Raw genomic sequence first — 19,889 nt, 5'->3', positions numbered from 1 at the left:
CTCATTCCTTGCCCGCGGCGGAGTCGTCGCCCAACACTGTCATGGCTTGAATCGGTGTCATGCACGCGATCTCCAGGTTCACCTTGCGGAACTCGTCGGGCGGGGGAGGTTGAGCCCGCAACACGCCGATCACCTCGACCCGCTCCCCCTCATGGCGCGCGATCACTGCGGGCTCCGGCCGAGTTTCGGGGTGCCATGGGTTCTCGAGCAACACGAAGCCTCCATCGGGCAGGAGCAGCACGGGCCACACGTTCGTCACTCGCCCTCCCGGCGTGGTGAAGAGCTCCAGCGCGTAGATCCCGACGAGCCGACATGCCGCGCCCTTCTCGCCGTCGAGCTCGCAGGCCGGGACCTCCATGGCCACCGGCGCCGCGGACGGCGTCGTCGCCGGCCGCGGCTGCGCGGGCGCGACCGCGAGGCTGGGCGGGGGCGCCGGATCGGGGCACCGATGCGTGCATCCGGCGGTGCAAACGAGCGTCGCCGCGACACACCACGCACGCGACCCGGCCGCGGACGACAGGCGCCGCGCCGATCCGGGGATGTGCCGTTCGATCGCCGCCCACACCGCCGCGTGAGACTATCTCGAGTCGGGCAGGCCGGACAGCCCTCCGACCGGTTCGGTCATGCTAGCCTCGAGGTCGACCGTGCGCGCGTCGTCCCTGCTTCTCCTGGTCTTCGGCTGCACGTCCAGACCCTGTCCGGAGGCCCCCGGCGCGGTGCCTCCGAGCGTCGAGGGCCCGGTGCGTGAGCCTCGTGCCGAGGATGCTCCCCCGCTCACGCCGGACTGCTCGCTCACCCGCGAGCAAGCGGGCGAGCGAGCGATGGCCGGACTGGCGACGCTCGCGGGAGCCGAGGCCTCACCCCGGGCTTCGCGCTGCGCGAGCCGTGCGCGTCGCATTGTCTACGCAGGGGCGACTCGGCCGAGGCGAACGACGTCTGCCCCTCCTGGCAATGCGGCATCGACTACGGCGCGTCGCAGACGTGGCAGGGCTACCTCCCCTTCACCGTGTACGTCGCGCGATGCGGTGAACGGGTCTTCACTGGAATGCGCCTCGATGGTTGCTTTCGCAAGCCGCACCGCTGCGCATTCGCGGTCGATCGGGTCGAGGCGCTCCGGATCGCCGGGACGACGCCGGACGCTGACGAGATGGAGCTGATCTGGGACCCCGAGAGCGAGGAGTTCTTGTGGGTCGTCGCTCGTGACGGCCGCATGCTCCGGGACGGGAGCGTCATGATCAGCGCTCACGTCCCGGCAAGAACTCCTCCCCGTCGGTGACCAGACGCTCCGCATAACGCAGTGCATCAGGCGCCCTCGCGCCGCTGCGGAGGGGCGTGAGCGGCGTCATCCGTCATCGTTGCCGCGTCTGCGACGCGTCGCATATTCAAGGCCGCCCGGATGGGTAGCAACCGGCGGAGAGCCCATGAACTACACCATGATCGCATTGAGCGGCCTATTGTGCACAATCCCCTATCTTCAAAAATGTGAGCTCGACCATCACGACGACGATCACGACGACGATCACGGCGGCGAGCTGTACTGGGCCGAGGGGCCGCAGGTGGACGTGCCCGCGGGGGACCTCGTCGGCTGGTCCGAGTGCTTCTCGAATCTCTACGACCAGTCCGAGCCCGACCTCACCCAGGACATCCTCGGCCAGGATTGCACCGGCTCCAAGCTCCTGATGGCCTGCCGCCAGGTCGGCGCGGACAACTTCCAGGTGCTGGCGATGGGCGAGCGCGCCGACGTGCTGTTCGACACCGACGCTCAACCCAACGGCACGCACGAGGCCAACGGCGTCGCCTGGTACTTCAGCGCCGACTTTTCGTGGGGCTTCGCGGCCGCCGGTGACGACGTGAATCGTTCGTCGTGCGACTCTGTCTTCGGGGGCCCGGAGACCAACTCGGATCTGCGCCTGTGCTGGCACACCGTCGGGGACGGGATCGCGCCTGGCTGGCGCTGCGGAGCCGATGAAGATCTCAATGATTCGAGAGACTTCGAGAGGTTCGTGTTCGAGGCCGATTGACGGCATATCTCGGACGCTCCATGCGTCGCCGACGAGACGTTCACTGGTATTAGAACGCCACGCGAACGCCCCCTAAACCGACCTGAATCGGGCGGCTGCGTCGGTGCCGGGTCAGCTTCACGCCCAAGACAGCCGTCCCCACGATCGAGCCGGCACAGACGACCGCCATCACGATCCCGGCGGTCATCATCGGATCGGGCGGACAATCACCAAGCACTTAATGTCGGGATCGCTGCTGCCCGACAGGGGAATGAGCGCGGCGGCCGAGATCAGAGACGCTCCCGTCAACGCGCCGAAGATGCCCGTCCCGAGCTTGAGACGGCGCTCGCGCTGCTCCCAGGCGAGCTTGATCGTCTTCTCGCGCTGCTTCAGCTCCCACGCGTCGAGCGGCGGTCCCTCGACCTGCGGCAACGGGACTGGAGCCGCCAGAGAACACAGGACCGTCAAAGTGAGCAAGTTCATCGCCTCAAGATGAACGGCTCGCAGGCCGCCGTCAAACTGGAGGGCGCCGACCCACTCGTGCTCCCTGCGATCGCGCCCCGTCGAGCGACGGGACGCGGCCCGCGAGCGCCGGAGCGATCACTGCGGCGGGATGCAGATCTCGCCGCCCTCGATCTGCGAGTTGGTTCGGAACGTGTTGAGCGACTGCCACCACGGCTCCTCGAACTGCGGGATCTTGCCGTCCTCGCGCACGTTGGTCACGTGATAGGTGTGCTGGTTCCAGATCCGCCGCGGCTGGATCCACCGGTCCTCGATGTCGCGGATCACCTGCACCGTCGGCGCGGTCTGGTTGCCGCCGAAGCCCGCGTCCGAGACCACCACGATCTCGGCCGAGCCGTCGTTGTCGACGTCCGCGACCACCGGATACTCCGCCAGCGTCCGGGCGCTGCGCGGCACGTTGAGCAGCGGCTGGCCGTTGCCGTCGAACACGTAGAGGTTGGTCTCGTCGGCGTACATCGCCTCGGCCACGCCGTTGCCGTCGAAGTCGAACGCCGTGCCCGCCGCCCAGCCGCTGGCGTCCTGGACCGGCGCCAGCCAGTTGACCGTCAGGTCGCCCTCGAACATCACGTACGAGTTCGACGCGCTGGTCGCCACCTCCGACACCTTGTCGCCGTCGAAGTCGTGCACCGTGCCGGGCCGGAACCACGACGACCCGCCGCCCGGCTTCTGGTTCTGGTACTTGATCGCGCCGGTGTGCTCGAGCAGCGTCAGGCCGCTGCCGCTGTTGACCATGATCTCCGGCTCCGGATCGCCGTCGAGGTTGGCGACCTGGGCGAAGCCCCGCTCGAGGTTGGGGTTCTGGTAGTAGACCGAGCCGTCGTGGTGGTACGCGTTGGCCCCGATCACGATCTCGAGGTCGCCGTCGCCGTTCAGGTCGGCCGCGACCGTGGTGAAGTTCTCGGCGAACCCGTTCTCGGGCAAGGTGACCACGGTCTGACCGTTGTGGTCGATGATCAGCTTGTCCATGCTGATCTCGACGTCGCCGTCGTTGTCGAGGTCGGCCAGGGTGATCGCCCCGCCCTGGCTGTGCGTGATGCCGGTGTTGTTCTGCCACTTGACCGTGCCGTCGTGCTCGAACGCGATCGCGGCCGACGGCCCGCCGAAGCCCGGGCCGGTGGCGGCGACGATCTCGGGCAGGCCGTCGTTGTCGATGTCGCCGATCGCCGGGTTGATCGACCACGTCAGCGCGACCGGGATCATGAAGTGCTGCGTGCCGGTCGCCCCGTCGAGCACGTAGATGTGCCCGTCGTTGGGGAACTGGGTCACCATCACGATCACGTCCGGCGTGTCGCACAGGTCGATCTCGCCGTCGCCGTTGTCGTCGGTCAGGTTGGCCACCAGCGGCGTCACCAGCGACTCCTTCTCCAGCCCCGGCCCGGTCCAGCTCCACTGGACGTCGGGCTCGAACGCGTCCGGCGGCGCCTCCATCGTGCAGTCGCCCACCCCGCCCATGTCGTCGTCGGTCGCCTTGCACACGTCGACCGGAGCGCCGGTGGTGCCCGTCGTCTCGGTGTCCCCGCCGACGTCGAACTTGGCCCCCGTGGTCCCGTCGCTCTCGCTGCTCGGCATGGACGTCCCGCTCGTCTCGGTCATGCCGGTCGTGCCGGTCGTGGTCGTCGACGTCGACGTCGGAACCCCGGTCTCGCTGTCGGTGCCGGTGCCCTGCTCGGTGTCGGTCCCGGTCGCGGTGTCGCTGCCGCCGGTCGTCGGCCCCGTCATCGTCACGCCCGTCATCGTCGCGCCGGTCTGGCTGGCGCCCCCTGGGTGGCAGTGGTGCCGCCGTCGTCGCCGCAGGCCGCGAGCAGGAGGAACATCGTCACCGGGAGCAAGCGAGTCGAAGTACGCATCGGCGGCGACGATACGCCGGCCCGCCGGCCACGGCCAGATGGGATTCACCTGTCCCAAGAGCCATCGTCGCAAATTCGCCCGCGCGAGCCACCGGCGCACCTGCGATCGGCGGCTCCTCGCGTGCGCGTCGCTCGCTAGCCGCTGGCCGCGGACGCCCACGCGACTGGCCGCCACGCGACTCGCGTTCGCGTCGCAGGCCCGCTCGCCCTCGCCCACCGCGGGGCGGGGCTCCGCCCGTCTGGCGCACTCGCGCGCGCGTGGCCAGCGAGCGCGCGCCGGCGGCACCATCCTGCCGTCCGCCCGTGTGACCAGGACGCCGCCGCCACCGCTCGCGCTCGTCCGCACCGCCTCGCTCGCCCGCGCCCGGAGGGACGGCCGCGCGTGGATCGCCGCCCGCTCCGTCGGCCCGCGCGACGTCCTCGCCCAGCACCGGCGTCAAGCACGACGCCGTGGATGCAGGAGGACCCGATCTTCGCCGTCGACGTGGAGGCCAGCGGCGACGCAGCGCTGCTGCGCTTCACCGTCAGCTTTCACGAGCTCGGCGCGACCCACGGGCTCGTGGCGATCCGCGAGCGCGTCAGCGGCGGCCCGCTGCGCCTGTTCGCAGCCCGCTCGACCTCCGCCCGCGCCGCTGAGGTCCCGACGCCCGCGCTCTGCGAACGCCAATGACATGCCCTTTTGAACATGTTTTATTAAACATGCCCATCGAACCATGCCCTCACGGACATGCCCGAGAGTACAGCCTCTTTCACCCCGGCGCGACCGCGTCGGCCTCGATCTCGATCAGCATCGCCGGGTCGATCAGCCGCCGCACCTCGACCATCGTCGTCGTCGGCCGGTGCTCGCCGAAGAACTCGGCGTGGGCGCGCCCGAACTCGGCCCAGCGCTCGATGTCGGTCACGAACATCCGCGTCCGGGCGATCCGCGTCCGGTCGGTCCCGAACGGCCGCAGCGCCCGCTCGATCAGCTCGAGGCACCGCCGCGCCTGCGCGTACGCGTCGCCCGGCGCGAACGCCCGGCCCTCCTCGTCGATCGGCGCCGTGCCCGTCACGAACACCAGGTCGCCCGCTCGCAGCGCGCGGCAGTAGCCGACCTGCTGCTCCCACGGCGCCCGCGAGTAGACCCGCTCGAAGTCTGTCTGGCTCACGCCGTCACGCTAGCACGGCCCGCCGGCGCGACGTCCTCGCCCGCGCACACCCGCCGGTGCACCGCCCGCACGAGCCCCCACAGCCGCCGCGGCGCGCCCTCGATCGCCAGCGCCCGCAGCGTCGGCCGATGATCGACCAGCACCACGGCGCAGGCCGCCGCCGCGACGACGAACCACGTCGCGCTGAACAGCGCCCGCCGCCACGGCGACGCCGTCTGCCCGCGGAAGAAAGCCGCGTGGAACTCGAGGTGGGCCTCCTCGTCGCCGCAGATCTGCCGCAGCGCCCGGCCGATCGAACAATCTTTTTCGAGGCGCTCCGCGAGCAGGCCGTAGAAGCCGATGCCGATGACCTCCGCGGCCAGCAGGACCAGCAGCTTCAAGCGCAGCCCGAGCAGCCGGCGCCCGTGCACGAACAGGCGGTCGGTCCAGGCCGTGCCGCGCAGCGAGCCGCCGAGCCCGCGCACCATGATCGCGAGGATCCGCGCGTGCCGGCCCTCCTCCTTGACGAACAGCTTCAGCGCCGCGCGGTAGTCGTCGTCGATCCCCGCCAGGCGCGAGCGCTCGATCTCTCGCACGATCCGCCCCTCCCCGCTCTCTCCCACCTGGAAGATCGCCAGCGACCGCATGAGCGGCGCGCGCCAGGCCTCCGGCACCCCCTCGACCTCGATCGCCGGCAACGGCCGGCGCGCATTGTCCTCAAAGTGTCGTCGCCACGAGCTCCACATGCGAGCGCCTCCTGCGCTCGCTCATACGCCCGCGCCTGGACCGTCCATGCCGGTCATCCCGGCGAACGGTCGCAAGCGCGGGGCGAACGGTCGCGGCGCAGCCGACGGCCGCGCCGGGCCGCGCTCACCCGCGCTCGCCGCTCACCACTTGTAAAAACCTTCGCCGGACTTCTTGCCGAGCTTGCCCGCCGCGACCATCTCGCGGAGCAGCGCCGGCGGGCGGAAGTGGTCGCCCTGCTGCAGGTTCGCCGCCAGGTACTCGGCGATGTTGAGGCGCACGTCGAGGCCGACCAGGTCGGTCAGCTTGAGCGGGCCCATCGGGAAGCCGTAGCCGAGGCACATCGCCTTGTCGATGTCCTCCGCCGACGCCACCTTCTCCTCGACCATGCGGATCGCCTCGAGGCCGATCACGAGGCCGAGGCGGCTGGTCGCAAAGCCAGGCGAGTCACGGACCACGATGCAGTCCTTGCCGAGCTTCGCGCCCCACGCCTGCACCGCCGCCTGCACCTCGGGCGCGGTCTGCTGCCCGACCACGATCTCGAGCAGCTTCATCACGTGGACCGGGTTGAAGAAGTGCGTCCCGATCACCCGCTCCGGGTGCGGCAGTCCGGCCGCGATCGCCGTCACGCTGAGCGAGCTGGTGTTGGTCGCCAGCACCGCCGTGGCCGCCACGTGCGCCGCCACCTTCGTGAACAGCTCCTGCTTTAGCGCCAGCTTCTCCGGCACCGCCTCGACCACGATGTCGGCGCCGGTGACGGCCGCCTGCAGGTCGCTCTCGCCGCGCAGCGCGGCCAGGGTGGCCGTCCGCTGGGCCTCGGTGACCTTGCCCTTGGCCACCCCGCCGTCGAGGTTGGCGCGGACCTTCGTCAGGCCGGCCTCGACCAGGTCGGCGCGGACGTCGTAGAGGCGGGTCTCGAAGCCGGCGGCGGCGGCGACCTGGGCGATCCCGTGGCCCATGGTGCCGGCGCCGATCACGGCGACCGTGGAGATGGCGGACGCAGTCATGGCGCCGGGTTATAGCCCGAGCCCGCCGCGCGCGAGCCCGGCAAACTCGCGGCCCCGCGTGAGGCGCGAGCGCCCCCGGGCTCGCGTGGTGCGCGAGCCCCGGCCGGTCCGCGGATCTCCCCGTGACGGGCCGGCGGACCCAAAGAAAAACGCCGAGGAGAGCGTCCTCGGCGTGGTGCGAAGGGAGGGACTCGAACCCTCACAGGTTACCCCACTAGATCCTTAGTCTAGCGCGTCTACCAATTCCGCCACCTTCGCGTGGCTATTTGGCCTCCCCCAGGGCTCGCCCAAGGGGAGGCGCTGTGTATCACATGTTTGGCGGGGGAGGCAAGCTCTCCCCGACCACGTGGAGCTTGAGGAGGTTCACGGACTTGTGATCTTTCACCGGGTAGCCGAGGGTGATCACGATGCGGTCTCCGCGCGCCAGCATGCCGCGGCTCAGGATGAGCCTGTCGATGTCGACGAAGATGCTGTTGCCGTGGGGGCTCGACACCGTGAACAGCACCGGGACCACGCCCCAGTACACGGCGAGCGCCTGGTAGGTCGACGGGTTGGGCGTGAACGCGAAGATCGGGACGCGCGGGCGGTAGTCGCTGACGAGGCGGGCGATCCCGCCGGACACCGTGTACGTCACGATCGCCTTGGTGTCGGGCAGCGACTTGCAGCAGACCACGGCGGCGCGGGCGATCGCGTTGGTCGAGTGGCCGAGGTCGAGGTCGGACGGCTCCCGCCAGTAGCGCTCCTGGCGTTCGATCGAGCGCACGATCTTGTCCATCGTGTGCACGGCCTGCAGCGGGTACGCGCCGGAGGCTGTCTCTCCGGACAGCATCACCGCGTCGGAGCCGTCGAGCACCGCGTTGGCGACGTCGGACGCCTCGGCGCGGGTCGGCCGCGGGTTGCGGATCATCGAGTCGAGCATCTGCGTCGCCGTGATCACCAGCTTGCCGACGCGGTTGGCCAGCTCGATGCCCTGTTTCTGGATCACCGGCACCTCTTCGGGCCCGATCTCCACCCCGAGGTCGCCGCGGGCGATCATGATCCCATTCGACACCTCGAGGATCGACTTCAGGTTGGTCACCGCCTCGGGCTTCTCGATCTTGGCCACGATCGGCACCACCCGCCCGTACTCCTCCATCATCGTCCGCACCGCCAGCACGTCCTCCGGCTGGCGCACGAACGAGATCGCCACCAGGTCGACGCCGAGCTCGAGCGCGAACCGCAGGTCCTCCTTGTCCTTCTCCGTCATCGACGGCAGCGACAGGTGGACCCCCGGCAGGTTGACGCCCTTGCGCGACGTCAGCAGGCCGCCGGTCACCACCTGCGTCTTGATGTCCGTCCCCTCGACCCCGGTCACGCGCACCTCGAGCGCCCCGTCGTCCATCAGGATGCGGTCGCCCGGCTTCACCTCGCCGGCCAGGTGCGGGTAGTCGATCGCCACGCGGCCCGCGTCGACCTTGGCCTCGGGGTCGACGCTGAGGATGAACTCTTCGTTGACCTTGAGCTCGAGGCCCGGCGCGGGGATCTTGCCGACGCGGATCTTCGGGCCCTGCAGGTCGGCGAGCACCGCCACCGCGAGGTCGCGCGCCGACGACTCGCTGCGGATCGCCTGGAACACGCGCGTGTGGTCCTCGTGCGACCCGTGCGAGAAGTTGAGGCGGGCGACGTTCATGCCCGCCGAGATGAGCGCGCCGACTTGGTCCTGGCTCGAGGGACCGATCGTGCAGACGATCTTGGCGCGGCGAAGAGGCGGAAGCGACATGGCGCGCATCATGCCACGACGCCCCCGCCCCGCCATATCCCGCTTCGGTGACGCATTTGCCACGGCGCACATCTCGGCCGCGCGCCGCGCGCGGCCGACCTCTCGCACGCCAGAGCTCGTCAGCCTCGCAATCCTCCCGCCCCCGCGCCTGTGAACGCGCCTTCACGACCTGTCCCGAGGCGCGCCGTCCTGCGCGGCGCAGACCGGTCCGCTCACCAGCGCGAGTAGAGCGTCCCGAGGTCGACCGGGGTGCTGACGCCGAAGGCGTTGCCGATCGCCGTGATGCACACCTGCCCCGGCTTCGCCGGATCGACGATGACCTCGCACGGCGCCCCGGCGATCAGCAGCGACTGCAGCATCTCCGGTACCACGATGTCGGCCTCGAGCTGCGTCTCGCCGGTCGGCAGCGCGACCTTCAGCGTCACCGGCCGCGTGTAGATCTGCAGCGACCCCTGACGCGACGAGACCCGGCCGGCGCCCACCGCCAGGATCGTCCCCGTCACCTTCGTCCCGCTCGCGCGCAACTGGTCATGCTTGGCCTCGGCGACCTTGCCCTCCACGAGGAGGAGGATGACCAGCCAGAGGATCATCCCCATCAAGACGACCAGGCCGATAAATTCGAGCATGCGCCGATGGTAGTCGTTCGCGGACGCGACATGGCCGCACGTCGCGCTCGGGCACGCTCGCGCGCGCACTCCCGATCGGGGCCGCGAGGCTTCCACCTTGTACACGCGCACCCCCACGCGGCCACAGCCCGCGCCTGCTATGTTCGCCCTCGCTTTTTACGGAGGTCGTCATGCGCATTCATGTCTCGCTGGTCCTGCTCGCCCCGCTGTGTCTCGCCGCCTGCTCCGTCGACAAGGATCCGCTCGACGGCCTCACCGCGGTGCCGAGCACCGACGGCGGCACGGTGGGCACCGAGGGCGGAACCGAAGGCACCGTCGGCGGCGGCGTGACCACCAGCGACGACGCCGGCACCGCGACGATGGTCGGCCCCGAAGATCCGTCCGACACGACCGCGACGGGCGACCCGCCCGACCCGACCGGCACCAGCGCCGCCACCACCGGCGCCGATCCGTCGGCCGGCCCGACCAGCGATCCCTCCGCCGGGCCCACGAGCGATCCGGGCTCGACCGGCGACCCCGGCGACCCGTACGAGCAGGCCCGACAGCTCTGCGTCGACACCGTCAACATGTACCGGGCCACGCTGGGCCTGCCGCCGTACCAGCGGTGGACCGACGCCGAGAGCTGCAGCGACGGCGAGGCCGCGGCCGACGGCCAGAGCGGCACCCCGCACGGCGCCTTCGGCATGTGCGGCGAGTTCGCCCAGAACGAGTGCCCCGGGTGGCCGAGCCCGGCCGAAGAGTCGCTGCCGGGCTGCCTCGAGCAGATGTGGGCCGAGGGTCCGGGCGAGGACTTCCAGATGCACGGGCACTACATCAACATGTCGAGCGAGCAGTACACCATGGTCGCCTGCGGCTTCGCCGACGCCGGCGGCGGCAACATGTGGATGGTGCAGAACTTCAAGTGACGGCCCGCGGCGCGGCGGGGGCAGCGACTTTGCGACTTCGTCTGCGCCGACTGTGATCGACGTCGCAGTCGCGCTAGACTGGACCTGATGCGCGAGCTGTTCGCCGTGGCCCTGCCCGGGCTGGAGCCGCTGGTCGCCGCCGAGCTCGACGGGCTCGGCCTCGGCCCCGCGCGAGTCGTGCCCGGCGGCGTCGGCTTCCGCGGCGACTGGGCCGCGCTCGTCGCCGCCAACCTGCACTTACGGACAGCCACGCGCGTGCTCGTGCGCCTGGCCGAGTTCCCGGCCGTCGGCTTCCCGGTGCTGTCGAAGCGGCTGGTCGACATCCCGTGGGAGGACCTGTTTCCGCCGCACGCGCCGGTCCGCCTGGCCGTGCGCGCCACCGCCCACAAGTCGCGCCTCTACCACACCGGCGCGATCGCCGAGCGCGTCCACCTCGCCGTCGCCGCGCGCCTCGGCGGCCACGTCGAGCTCGCGCACCCGCACGACGACGGCGAGGATGGCCCCGAGACCAGCTCCTCGCATGCGACCGTGTTGCTGGTGGTCCGCCTCGAGCGCGACCGCTGCACCGTCAGCGTCGACAGCTCCGGCGACCCGCTGCACCGCCGCGGCTACCGGCTCGCCACCGCCAAGGCCCCCTTGCGGCCCACCCTCGCCGCCGCCTTGCTCGCCGCCGCCGGCTGGCGCCCCGGCGAGCCGCTGCTCGACCCCTTCTGCGGCTCCGGCACGATCGCCATCGAGGCCGCCCTCATGGCTCACGGCAAGCCGGCCGGGGCCCTGCGCGACTTCTCGTGCGCGCGCTGGCCGGTGCTCGCCGCCGCCTACCCGGCCCTGCGCAAGGCCGCCGCGCGTCTGTCCCAAGAGCCATGTCTCTACGCGCCGATCGTCGCCTCCGACCGCGACGAAGGCGCGGTCACGGCGGCGCGCGCCAACGCCCAGCGGGCCGGGGTCGACGGCGCCATCGCCTTCTCCGTGCGTCCGTTCGCCGCCTGCGAGCCGTTCAGCCCGCGCGGCCTCTTGCTGACCAACCCGCCCTACGGCGTGCGGGTCGGCCGCGCCCGGACCTTGCGCGACCTCTACGCCCACATCGGACACGTCCTTCGGGACAGGTTCCCCGCGTGGCGCGCCGCGCTGCTGTGTCCGCCCGACCTGCGAGTCACCGTCGGCGTCGCGCTGCAGCCGGTGCTGAGCACGCGGACGGGCGGGCTCGCGGTCGAGCTCGCGCTGGCCGAGCAGGCGCGCGCCGACCTCCGCCCGCGCGGGTGAGGCTCGCGGCGCGCGTGGTACCCTCGGCGGGTGTTCACGCTGCACGCCTTTCACCCGACGCGCGGGCACTGGCACGAGACCGACCTCGGGGCCGTCCCGCGGCTGCTCGCGGAGCCCGACGTCACGATCTGGCTCGACCTCCAGGACCCGACCGACGACGAGGCGCGCGTGCTCTCGGAGGTGTTCCACTTCCACCCGTTGGCCATCGAGGACATGCTCCACGACTACGGCCACCCCAAGCTCGACGTCTACGACGACTACGTGTTCCTCATCGTCCACGGCGTCGACTTCCACAGCCTCGACCTCGACAACGGCTTCGTCGTCAACACCCTCGAGCTCGACATCTTCGCCGGCCCGCGCTACGTCGTCACCCACCACTCGGACAACACCTTGCGGTCGGTCAGCGAGCTCCACCGTGACGTGTGCGACCCGTGTCATCGCCCGTGGATCTCCGTGCGCGTGCTGCACCGCCTGCTCGATCGCCTGGTCGACAATTATTTGCCGGTGATGGACCGGATCGGCGCCCGGCTCGACGCGCTCGAGGACCTCATCATCCACCGGCCCGAGCCGGAGCACCTCGAGCTCGTGCTCGACGCCAAGAAGACGATCAACCGCCTGCGCCGGATCACCGGTCACCAGCGACTGATCTTGGAGTCGCTCGCGCGCGGCCACATCGACCTCATCCCGCGCGACAGCATCGCCTTCTTCCGCGACATCTACGACCACTTCGTGCGCGTCGCCGACATCTCCGAGGCCAACCGCGAGGGCGTGCAGGCGGCGGTCGAGGCCTATCTGTCGGTCTCGGCCAACAAGACCAACGAGATCATGAAGGTCCTGACGCAGATCTCGACCGTCATGCTGCCCCTGACCTTCATCGCCGGCATTTACGGCATGAACTTCGACATCATGCCCGAGCTGCGGTGGACCTTCGGCTACCCGTTCGCCCTGGCCTTGATGGCCCTCACCGCCGCCGGCCTCATCATCTGGTTTCGCCGGCGGCACTGGCTGTGACGCTGTCCCGGTTGCGTTCGCTCGGGCAGCGGGCGGCCGTCCTGCCGCGATGTTGATCTCGCGGGCCGGCCGGTGGTACATGAGGTGAAGGAGGGCCTACGATGGTCTTCGAACCGCGTCTCCGTGAACTCACCCGAACGGCGCTGACTCTCGTGTTGGCCGGGGGCGCGGCAGTCGCCTCGCCGCCCTCACCGATCGCCGAGCCAAGCCGGCCGTCTATTTCGGCGGCAAGTTCCGCATCATCGACTTCGCGCTGTCGAACGCCATCAACTCGGGGTTCCGCAAGATCTCCGTGCTGACGCAGTACAAGTCGCACAGCCTCCTGCGTCACCTGCAGCGCGGCTGGAGCTTCCTCCGCGGCGAGATGGACGAGTTCGTCGACCTCCTGCCGGCGCAGCAGCGGCTCAACGAGGAGAACTGGTACCGCGGCACGGCCGACGCCGTGTGGCAGAACCTCGACATCTTCCAGAGCCTACAGCCGTCGCACGTCATCGTCCTCGCCGGCGACCACATCTACAAGATGGACTACGGCAAGATGCTGTGGCAGCACGTGACCCGCGGCGCCGACGTGACGGTCGCCTGCTTCGAGGTCCCGCGCAAGGAGGCCAGCGCGTTCGGGGTCATGGCGGTCGATCCTGGCGGGCGCGTGGTCAAGTTCGTCGAGAAGCCGGCCGACCCGCCGCACATCCCGGGCAACCCGGAGATGTCGCTGGCGAGCATGGGCATCTACGTGTTCAACGGCAACTTCCTGTTCGACCAGCTGCGCCGCGACGCCGAGGATCCCAACTCGAACCACGACTTCGGCAAGGACATCATCCCGTACCTCGTGCAGGGGCGGGCCAGCGTGTTCGCCCACCGCTTCCAGGAGAGCTGCGTCGTCAGCGAGTCGGGCGGCACGCCGTATTGGCGCGACGTCGGCACCGTCGACGCCTACTGGGAGGCCAACATCGACCTCACCAACATCATCCCGCCGTTCGACCTCTACGACCCGCAGTGGCGGATCTGGACCTACCAGGAGCAGCTCCCGCCGGCCAAGTTCGTCCACGACGAGGACAACCGGCGCGGCATGTGCCTCGGCAGCATGGTGTCGGGCGGCTGCATCATCTCCGGCTCGCTGGTGCGGCGCAGCCTGCTGTTCTCGAACGTCCGCTGCAACTCCTACTCGAAGCTCGAGGGCGCGGTGATCTTGCCCGACGTGGTCGTCAACCGCAGCGCGCGGCTGACCAAGGTCGTCGTCGACCGCGGCGTCGAGATCCCCGAGGGCCTGGTGGTCGGCGAGGACCCGGAAGAGGACGCGCGCCGGTTCATGCGCACCAGCGGCGGCGTCACCTTGATCACCCGCGAGATGATCGACCGCCTGTAGAGTATCCGCATGCGCGTCCTGTTCGTCGCCTCCGAAGTCTATCCCCTCGTCAAGACCGGCGGCCTGGCCGACGTCGTCGGCGCCTTGCCGATCGCGCTCGCCGAGCTCGGCGTCGACGTCCGCGTCCTCGTGCCCGGCTACCCCAAGGTGCTCGCCGGCTTGCACGCGCGCGGCCGCGAGGTCGAGCTGCACGGCCTCGTCGGCGGCGGCCCGGCCAAGCTGATGTACGGCCGCGTCGGTAAGCTCGAGCTGCTCGTGCTCGACGCGCCGCACCTGTACAATCGGCCAGGTAACCCCTACGTCGACCAGCACGGGCGCGACTTCGGCGACAACCACCTGCGCTTCGGCGCCCTGTGCCACGCCGCGGCCTGGCTCGCCGGGCCCGAGGGCGGCGACCGCTGGCGGCCCGAGCTGATCCACGGCCACGACTGGCAGTCGGGCCTGGTCCCGGCCTACGTCGCCCTGATGCCGCCGCAGCAGCGCGTCGCCACCATCACCACCATCCACAACCTCGCCTACCAGGGCGTGTTCCGGGCCGACGTCATGGGCGCGCTGCGCCTGCCCGGCTCGATGCTCGACATCCACGGCGTCGAGTTCCACGGCCACCTCGGCTTCCTCAAGGCCGGCCTCTGGTACTGCGACAAGATCACCACCGTCAGCCCGACCTACGCCCGGCAGATCCAGACCGAGACCTACGGCCACGGCCTGCACGGCCTGCTGCGGCGGCGCGACGCCGACCTCTACGGCATCCTCAACGGCATCGACACCGACGTCTGGAACCCGGCCACCGACCCGCACCTGCCGGCGCCGTACAGCGCCGACGATCTCACGGGCAAGCGGATCGGCAAGCGCGCGCTGCAGCTGGGATTGGGGCTTCACCCCGATCCCGACGCGCCCTTGTTCGTGGTCGTCAGCCGGCTCGTGACCATGAAGGGCCTCGACCTGCTGCTCAGCGCCGGGCGGTCGATCCTCGAGCGCGGCGGCCAGCTCGCCGTGCTCGGCTCGGGCGAGGAGCGCCTGGTCGACGGCTTCCAGCAGGCCGCGCGCCTCAACCCCGGCCGCGTCGCCTACCGCGGCGGCTACGACGAGCCGCTCGCCCACCGCATGCAGGCGGGCGGCGACGCCATCATCATCCCCTCGCGCACCGAGCCGTGCGGCCTCACGCAGATGTACGGCCTGCGCTACGGCACCGTCCCGGTCGTGCGCCGCACCGGCGGCCTGGCCGACAGCGTCATCGACACCACCCCCGACACCCTGAGCGCCGGCCTCGCCACCGGCGTCCTCTTCAACGACATCGACGCCTCCGCGCTCGCGTGGGCGCTCGGCCGCACGATCGCGCTCTACCACAACCGCCCGGTGTGGCAGCAGATCGTCCGCCACGGCATGCAGGAAGACTTCAGCGGCGCCGCAGCGCCGCCCGCTACCTCGACCTCTACCGCCGCGCGCTCGGCTACTGAGCGGACTGCCGAACGACTCAGCGTTGGGTCCCTCGCGTATTTGGCACCATCTCCCAGTGTGAGAGGGTGCCGTGTCGCTGCCCGAGCGACGATGTGTTACGAGAGGCTGCGCCAGGCGAGATGAATCAGGTCGCTCCAGGTCCGGATTTATCGGTCTACGGTGAGCCGACTTCGAAGAACCCCTGGCTGGCGTCGCGGAGGGACAATGAGACCACGATTTATCACCGACCTCGCCTCCCTTGAGGCGACAGTTCAGATGGGGGTTACCCTCGAGGATGAGTATCTGGAATTCAAGCAGAAGGTGGCGATCGGGAGCAATCTGCCAGAGAAAACCAAGATCGAGAACCGGATCGAGCTCTGCCGGGATGTCTCGCAGTTCGCCAACACTGACGGCGGCTGTCTTTTGATCGGAGTGTCGGAGACGAGGTCTCGATCTGGAATCGCCGTGGCACAGGAGGTCGTGGGGGTGCAGGACGCCGAGAACCTCCGGCAGCAGATTGAAGACACGCTCAACGCTTTCCTGGTGCCCTCAACGTTCCGACGGACCGTGGTGCCGGTTGATGTCCCGAAAAGAGGTGTCGTGCTGGCGGTTAACGTGCCGGCAAGCGATCGGCCAGTCATCGTCTGGAACCACCGTGATGGCTCGATGGCATGCTACCGGCGCAGTTCCAGGGGCAAGGTTGCCCAGAATCCATCAGAATTGGAGGGTTTGCTCATGGACAAAGCACGTGCGGTTCGGCTTCGGCTTCAGCGGCTTGTCACCGATAGTTCTACGTCGGTTACGATTCACAGTGGGGTGTGGGCGGAGGAGCAGGGCCTCCCGTCCATGGCACCGATGCCGGAACAAGTCTCGGTGACTCTGTTGCGAGACTACCGCGCCTCGATATCGGTCATTGGCGAGAGCGAGTTTACGATCACGCTCTGTTTATCGAACGGGACGACGTTGGCGATCAACATCCCCTATGGGTTCGTTGAGGAAGTCTGGCTGGGGGAGTCGGGTGCGGCCACCCTCAGCCTTACGCGGAAGTTAGGCATCAACAGCGAGCCGCGTCTGTACCTGGAACGGAGGCCCATGCGAATATGATCGAGCGTGCATCTCCAGGGCCTGTTCGTGGAGTCTCTCCTCGGGCGGCTCGCTATGGCCCAGCGCGGCTCGTAGCGCGCCGAGAGGCAGTTGGGTGCGCATGTGGTCGGCCATGGATCTTCCTGCTCGCGGCATGGATCTCCGCCACCTCCCGGACGAGCACCGCGTTCTCCTGCGCTCTCGGCGATGGCTCACAGGTCTTCCAAGCATAGAAGCCGCTCCGCGAGACTTCGAGCGCGGCTGCGTGGTCGTCGCCGCCGACCACGCACATCTGGGCCCGGCCCGACAGCAGCTCGACCGAGCGATCAACCGGTCGACGTCCTGCAGAAACTCAGGCGGCTCGTGCGCGCGATCGATCCCATCAGCTTGTGGGGGAGATGCAGCGGATGCACGACCTCGAATGGACCGCGAGCTGAGCGCGCCTGCGCCGCGCCACGATGTCGCCGTCTCACGCCGCACGCGCCGCACTCCTGCGCTACCCTGCGCGCGTGGCGGAACTCAGCTCGACCCCGAGGCGCTGCAGGCCCTCATCGACGCGCGCATGCCGTTCGGCAAGTACCAGGGCGTCGCGCTGCTCGACCTGCCCGAGCCGTACCTGGTGTGGTTCTCGCGCCAGGGCTTCCCACCGGGCAAGCTCGGCCGGCAGCTCGCGCTGACGCTCGAGATCAAGACCAACGGCCTCGAGAAGCTGCTGCGACCCCTGCGCTGAAGGACATGTCCCGCGGGACATGTCCACGCTCAGCGGTCGGCCCGGAACCGCTCGGCCAGCTTCTCGCGGCGGAAGTGGGCCACCAGCGCATCGACGAACGCGCGCGTCTTCGCCGGCAGCAGCTTCTGCGCGCCGAAGTAGACGAAGATCGCCCCGGCGTCGGCGTGCCACTTCGGCAGCACGCGGACCAGCCGGCCGCTGTCGAGGTGGGGCACCGCGTGCGGCATGCTGACGAGGCCCACGCCCAGGCTCATCGACGTGGCCTGACAGATCGCCTCCATGTCGTTCAGCACGACCCGCGGGCGCGGCTCGAGCGGCGCCTCCTCGCCCGACTTGCTGCGGAACGCCCACGCGCGCACCCGGCCCGACTGCGGCGAGCGCAGGACGATGCCGTCGTGGCGTGCCAGCTCCGCCGGCGACCTCGGCGTTCCGTGGCGGGCGAGGTACTGCGGCGTCGCGGCGGCGACGATGTGGGCGCGGGCCAGCTCGCGCGCGACGACCCCCGAGCGCAGCTCGAGCGCCGCCCCGATCGCCGCGTCGAACTGCTCGCCGACCAGGTCGACCTGGCGGTTGTCGAGGTGCCAGTCGGGCGTGATCGCCGGGTACCGCGCGAGGAACTCGCCGAGCATCGGCAGGACGTAGTCGCGCCCGAACGTCGGCGACATGCTCACCCGCAGCGTGCCCGCCGGCTCGTGCTGCGCGCTGGCCAGCCCCGCCATCGCCGCGCGTAGCGTGTGCAGCCCGCTCGCCGCCTCGCGCAGGAACTGCTCGCCCGCCTCGGTCAGCTTCAGGCTGCGGGTCGTCCGCTGGAACAGCCGCACCCCGAGCCGCTCCTCGAGCCTGGCCACGCTCTTGCTGACCGCGGCCGGCGTCACCCTCAGCTGGCGCGCCGCGGCCGAGAAGCTGCCGGCCTCGGCGCTGGACACGAAGTGCTCGACTGCGGCCAGGCTCTCCACGGGGCGTCTTCTCTCTCGTCTTCACTTTCAACGAACGGTTGAAAGTGTTGCGAACGACTTGTTACTACCGGTCAACGCCGGTCGCAAGCATCTTCCTCGCATGACCACGACGCACCCGGCCACCGTCACCGCCGCTACCACCCTCTCCCGCCCGCTCGCCGGCAAGGTCGCCCTCGTCACCGGCGGCTCGCGAGGCATCGGCGCCGCCATCGTCGAGCGGCTCGTCCGCGACGGTGCAGCCGTCGCCTTCACCTACGCCGGCGCCAAGGACCGCGCCGAAGCCCTGGTCGCCGCGCTCACCGCCGCCGACGCCCGTGTCCTCGCCATCGCCGCCGACAGCGGCGACGTCGACGCCGTGCGCGCCGCGGTCGACCGCACCCGCGAGGTCTTCGGCCGCCTCGACATCCTCGTCAACAACGCCGCGATCGCCCGCACCGCCCCGCTCGTCGACGTCGGTGACGACGACATCGAGCGCATGCTCGCCGTCAACGTCCGCGGCGTCGTCGTCGCCACCCGCGAGGCCCTGCGCCACATGGGCCGCGGCGGCCGGATCATCAACATCGGCAGCATCAACAGCGAGTACGTCCCCTTCCCTGGCGCCTCGCTCTACGCCCTCACCAAGGGCGCGCTGTCCGGCTTCACTCACGGCCTCGCGCGCGAGCTCGGGGCCCGCGGGATCACCATCAACAACGTCCAGCCCGGCCCGGTCGACACCGACATGAACCCGGCCGCCGGCCCCAACGGCCCCTACCTCACCGGCCTCGTCGCCGTGCAGCGCTTCGGCCACGCCCGCGAGATCGGCGGCCTCGTCGCCTACCTCGCCGGTGACGAAGGCGCCTACGTCACCGGCGCCGACCTCCGGATCGACGGCGGCTTCGCGGCCTGACCCGGCGAGCCGCGGCGGCGCTCCGACGGCCCGCTCCCGACCTCAACCCGCCGCGTCGGCGAGGCTGTCGAGCCAGTCCAGCGCCTCGGCCTCGGCGGAGAACGAGCGGAAGTCGCGGGCCCCGCCGGCGAACCGGATCATCACGTTGATCGCCGCGCGCACGATCCCGTTCGTCACCACTGCGGCGATCCCGAGGTACTTGCCCTGCGTCGTCGGGAAGTACCGGCGCGCCTCGGGCTCGTACTCGATCCCCTTCTCCGTCAGCAGCAGCACCCGCCACCGGTGATTCGGCCCTCCGGGCGCGACGCGGGCGCCGAACGCCTCGGCGTCGGCCAGCGCGACGAGGCCGCTCGAGCGGATGACGAGCAGCGGCGCGCCCTTGGGAGTCGTTGCCTCTTCGAAGCGGAGCGGCATGCGAGTCTCAGAACTTAGGGACCGTGCCGCGAGGGTGTCAACCGCGGAGGCGAGCGCAGACATGGTGACGTACTCCCGGGTTTGTTCCTGCGGGTGTCTGCGATCGCCCGGTCGATCTGCCGCTCGTCCGGGTCGGCGGGCCGCCGCGTTCCCGCGCGCCGGCCTCGCCGAGGCTCTCACTCGTCCGCGCGCTCGGCCAGCGCCACGAG

The 19,889-nt window shown here is 70.1% G+C and carries 20 protein-coding genes, 1 tRNA gene and 1 pseudogene; 11 read left to right on the top strand and 11 right to left on the bottom strand.

The genetic code is table 11. The features are described from left to right. Nucleotide 1 precedes the first annotated feature (1 nt). Nucleotides 2–565, bottom strand: a complete 564-nt coding sequence (locus OV079_RS44150) for a hypothetical protein (RefSeq protein WP_267775833.1) — start codon at nucleotides 563–565, stop codon at nucleotides 2–4. A 441-nt stretch (nucleotides 566–1,006) separates the two neighbouring features. On the opposite strand from OV079_RS44150, the gene OV079_RS44145 reads away from it, so the two are divergent. Together OV079_RS44145 and OV079_RS44140 are read left to right on the top strand one after the other, a co-directional pair. After that, on the top strand, nucleotides 1,007–1,276 hold the full coding sequence (locus OV079_RS44145; RefSeq protein ID WP_267775831.1) for a hypothetical protein: 270 nt from the start codon (nucleotides 1,007–1,009) through the stop codon (nucleotides 1,274–1,276). A gap of 145 nt (nucleotides 1,277–1,421) precedes the next feature. Then, nucleotides 1,422–2,021: a hypothetical protein gene (locus OV079_RS44140; protein WP_267775829.1), complete on the top strand. Its 600-nt coding sequence runs from the start codon at nucleotides 1,422–1,424 to the stop codon at nucleotides 2,019–2,021. A 186-nt stretch (nucleotides 2,022–2,207) separates the two neighbouring features. Here OV079_RS44140 and OV079_RS44135 read toward each other — a convergent pair whose 3' ends face one another. Both OV079_RS44135 and OV079_RS44130 read right to left on the bottom strand, forming a co-directional pair. Next, nucleotides 2,208–2,483, bottom strand: a complete 276-nt coding sequence (locus OV079_RS44135; RefSeq protein WP_267775827.1) for a hypothetical protein — start codon at nucleotides 2,481–2,483, stop codon at nucleotides 2,208–2,210. A 117-nt stretch (nucleotides 2,484–2,600) separates the two neighbouring features. Next, on the bottom strand, nucleotides 2,601–4,241 hold the full coding sequence (locus OV079_RS44130; protein ID WP_267778788.1) for an FG-GAP repeat domain-containing protein: 1,641 nt from the start codon (nucleotides 4,239–4,241) through the stop codon (nucleotides 2,601–2,603). Between the two features lie 582 nt (nucleotides 4,242–4,823). Between OV079_RS44130 and OV079_RS44125 the strand changes: the two genes are divergently transcribed. Then, complete coding sequence (locus tag OV079_RS44125) at nucleotides 4,824–5,039, top strand: hypothetical protein (RefSeq protein ID WP_267775825.1); 216 nt, start codon at nucleotides 4,824–4,826, stop codon at nucleotides 5,037–5,039. 79 nt (nucleotides 5,040–5,118) lie between these two features. Here OV079_RS44125 and OV079_RS44120 read toward each other — a convergent pair whose 3' ends face one another. The 6 genes from OV079_RS44120 to OV079_RS44095 form a co-directional block, all read right to left on the bottom strand. Next, nucleotides 5,119–5,517, bottom strand: coding sequence for a RidA family protein (locus OV079_RS44120; RefSeq protein WP_267775823.1), 399 nt, complete (start codon nucleotides 5,515–5,517; stop codon nucleotides 5,119–5,121). Then, complete coding sequence (locus OV079_RS44115; RefSeq protein WP_267775821.1) at nucleotides 5,514–6,194, bottom strand: hypothetical protein; 681 nt, start codon at nucleotides 6,192–6,194, stop codon at nucleotides 5,514–5,516. Before OV079_RS44115 ends, OV079_RS44120 begins: the two co-directional genes overlap by 4 nt. 189 nt (nucleotides 6,195–6,383) lie before the next feature. Continuing rightward, nucleotides 6,384–7,247: a 3-hydroxyacyl-CoA dehydrogenase family protein gene (locus OV079_RS44110; RefSeq protein ID WP_267775820.1), complete on the bottom strand. Its 864-nt coding sequence runs from the start codon at nucleotides 7,245–7,247 to the stop codon at nucleotides 6,384–6,386. Nucleotides 7,248–7,420: 173 nt separating this feature from the next. Continuing rightward, nucleotides 7,421–7,505 (bottom strand) — tRNA-Leu (locus OV079_RS44105). 49 nt (nucleotides 7,506–7,554) lie between these two features. After that, complete coding sequence (gene pyk, locus OV079_RS44100) at nucleotides 7,555–9,006, bottom strand: pyruvate kinase (RefSeq protein ID WP_267775818.1); 1,452 nt, start codon at nucleotides 9,004–9,006, stop codon at nucleotides 7,555–7,557. A 212-nt stretch (nucleotides 9,007–9,218) separates the two neighbouring features. Further along, nucleotides 9,219–9,632 (bottom strand): DUF3592 domain-containing protein, encoded by a 414-nt coding sequence (locus tag OV079_RS44095; protein ID WP_267775817.1) that lies wholly within the window; start codon nucleotides 9,630–9,632, stop codon nucleotides 9,219–9,221. Nucleotides 9,633–9,802: 170 nt separating this feature from the next. Between OV079_RS44095 and OV079_RS44090 the strand changes: the two genes are divergently transcribed. The 7 genes and pseudogenes from OV079_RS44090 (at nucleotide 9,803) to OV079_RS44060 (ending at nucleotide 17,424) form a co-directional block, all read left to right on the top strand. Beyond that, nucleotides 9,803–10,537: a CAP domain-containing protein gene (locus tag OV079_RS44090; RefSeq protein WP_267775816.1), complete on the top strand. Its 735-nt coding sequence runs from the start codon at nucleotides 9,803–9,805 to the stop codon at nucleotides 10,535–10,537. An 87-nt stretch (nucleotides 10,538–10,624) separates the two neighbouring features. Then, nucleotides 10,625–11,800, top strand: a complete 1,176-nt coding sequence (locus tag OV079_RS44085; protein WP_267775814.1) for a THUMP domain-containing class I SAM-dependent RNA methyltransferase — start codon at nucleotides 10,625–10,627, stop codon at nucleotides 11,798–11,800. 30 nt (nucleotides 11,801–11,830) lie between these two features. Next, complete coding sequence (gene corA / locus OV079_RS44080; RefSeq protein WP_267775812.1) at nucleotides 11,831–12,811, top strand: magnesium/cobalt transporter CorA; 981 nt, start codon at nucleotides 11,831–11,833, stop codon at nucleotides 12,809–12,811. Between the two features lie 101 nt (nucleotides 12,812–12,912). Continuing rightward, a pseudogene (gene glgC / locus OV079_RS44075) lies at nucleotides 12,913–14,174 on the top strand (glucose-1-phosphate adenylyltransferase). Nucleotides 14,175–14,183: 9 nt separating this feature from the next. Further along, entirely contained in the window at nucleotides 14,184–15,755 is a 1,572-nt protein-coding gene (gene glgA / locus OV079_RS44070; RefSeq protein ID WP_267775811.1) for a glycogen synthase GlgA, read from the top strand. An 81-nt stretch (nucleotides 15,756–15,836) separates the two neighbouring features. Continuing rightward, entirely contained in the window at nucleotides 15,837–16,715 is an 879-nt protein-coding gene (locus OV079_RS44065) for an AlbA family DNA-binding domain-containing protein (RefSeq protein WP_267775809.1), read from the top strand. 400 nt (nucleotides 16,716–17,115) lie between these two features. After that, the gene (locus OV079_RS44060) at nucleotides 17,116–17,424 is read left to right on the top strand and encodes a DUF3820 family protein (RefSeq protein ID WP_267775807.1); all 309 of its coding nucleotides are present in this window, start codon (nucleotides 17,116–17,118) and stop codon (nucleotides 17,422–17,424) included. 29 nt (nucleotides 17,425–17,453) lie between these two features. Here the strand turns inward: OV079_RS44060 and OV079_RS44055 are convergent, their stop codons facing one another. After that, nucleotides 17,454–18,380 carry a LysR family transcriptional regulator gene (locus OV079_RS44055; protein ID WP_267775806.1) on the bottom strand — a complete coding sequence of 309 codons (927 nt, stop codon included), beginning with the start codon at nucleotides 18,378–18,380 and terminating at the stop codon, nucleotides 17,454–17,456. A gap of 100 nt (nucleotides 18,381–18,480) precedes the next feature. Here OV079_RS44055 and OV079_RS44050 point away from each other — a divergent pair, with 100 nt between their 5' ends. Beyond that, nucleotides 18,481–19,266, top strand: coding sequence for a 3-oxoacyl-ACP reductase family protein (locus OV079_RS44050; protein WP_267775805.1), 786 nt, complete (start codon nucleotides 18,481–18,483; stop codon nucleotides 19,264–19,266). 42 nt (nucleotides 19,267–19,308) lie between these two features. On the opposite strand, the gene OV079_RS44045 is transcribed toward OV079_RS44050, so the two are convergent. Beyond that, nucleotides 19,309–19,680 carry a hypothetical protein gene (locus tag OV079_RS44045; RefSeq protein WP_267775803.1) on the bottom strand — a complete coding sequence of 124 codons (372 nt, stop codon included), beginning with the start codon at nucleotides 19,678–19,680 and terminating at the stop codon, nucleotides 19,309–19,311. Nucleotides 19,681–19,889 lie beyond the last annotated feature (209 nt).

Origin of the sequence: Nannocystis pusilla (assembly GCF_026626665.1) — a bacterium.
Lineage (GTDB): Bacteria > Myxococcota_A > Polyangia > Nannocystales > Nannocystaceae > Nannocystis > Nannocystis pusilla.
This window is presented reverse-complemented; position numbering and strand designations above follow the sequence as displayed.

Coding starts and splice junctions, on each gene's coding strand:
- OV079_RS44140 (WP_267775829.1), top strand. CDS start 1,422: ATGAACTACACCATGATCGCATTGAGCGGCCTATTGTGCACAATCCCC.
- OV079_RS44135 (WP_267775827.1), bottom strand. CDS start 2,483: ATGAACTTGCTCACTTTGACGGTCCTGTGTTCTCTGGCGGCTCCAGTC.
- OV079_RS44130 (WP_267778788.1), bottom strand. CDS start 4,241: ATGACGGGGCCGACGACCGGCGGCAGCGACACCGCGACCGGGACCGAC.
- OV079_RS44125 (WP_267775825.1), top strand. CDS start 4,824: ATGCAGGAGGACCCGATCTTCGCCGTCGACGTGGAGGCCAGCGGCGAC.
- OV079_RS44110 (WP_267775820.1), bottom strand. CDS start 7,247: ATGACTGCGTCCGCCATCTCCACGGTCGCCGTGATCGGCGCCGGCACC.
- pyk (WP_267775818.1), bottom strand. CDS start 9,006: ATGTCGCTTCCGCCTCTTCGCCGCGCCAAGATCGTCTGCACGATCGGT.
- OV079_RS44095 (WP_267775817.1), bottom strand. CDS start 9,632: ATGCTCGAATTTATCGGCCTGGTCGTCTTGATGGGGATGATCCTCTGG.
- OV079_RS44090 (WP_267775816.1), top strand. CDS start 9,803: ATGCGCATTCATGTCTCGCTGGTCCTGCTCGCCCCGCTGTGTCTCGCC.
- OV079_RS44085 (WP_267775814.1), top strand. CDS start 10,625: ATGCGCGAGCTGTTCGCCGTGGCCCTGCCCGGGCTGGAGCCGCTGGTC.
- glgA (WP_267775811.1), top strand. CDS start 14,184: ATGCGCGTCCTGTTCGTCGCCTCCGAAGTCTATCCCCTCGTCAAGACC.
- OV079_RS44065 (WP_267775809.1), top strand. CDS start 15,837: ATGAGACCACGATTTATCACCGACCTCGCCTCCCTTGAGGCGACAGTT.
- OV079_RS44060 (WP_267775807.1), top strand. CDS start 17,116: ATGGACCGCGAGCTGAGCGCGCCTGCGCCGCGCCACGATGTCGCCGTC.
- OV079_RS44050 (WP_267775805.1), top strand. CDS start 18,481: ATGACCACGACGCACCCGGCCACCGTCACCGCCGCTACCACCCTCTCC.
- OV079_RS44045 (WP_267775803.1), bottom strand. CDS start 19,680: ATGCCGCTCCGCTTCGAAGAGGCAACGACTCCCAAGGGCGCGCCGCTG.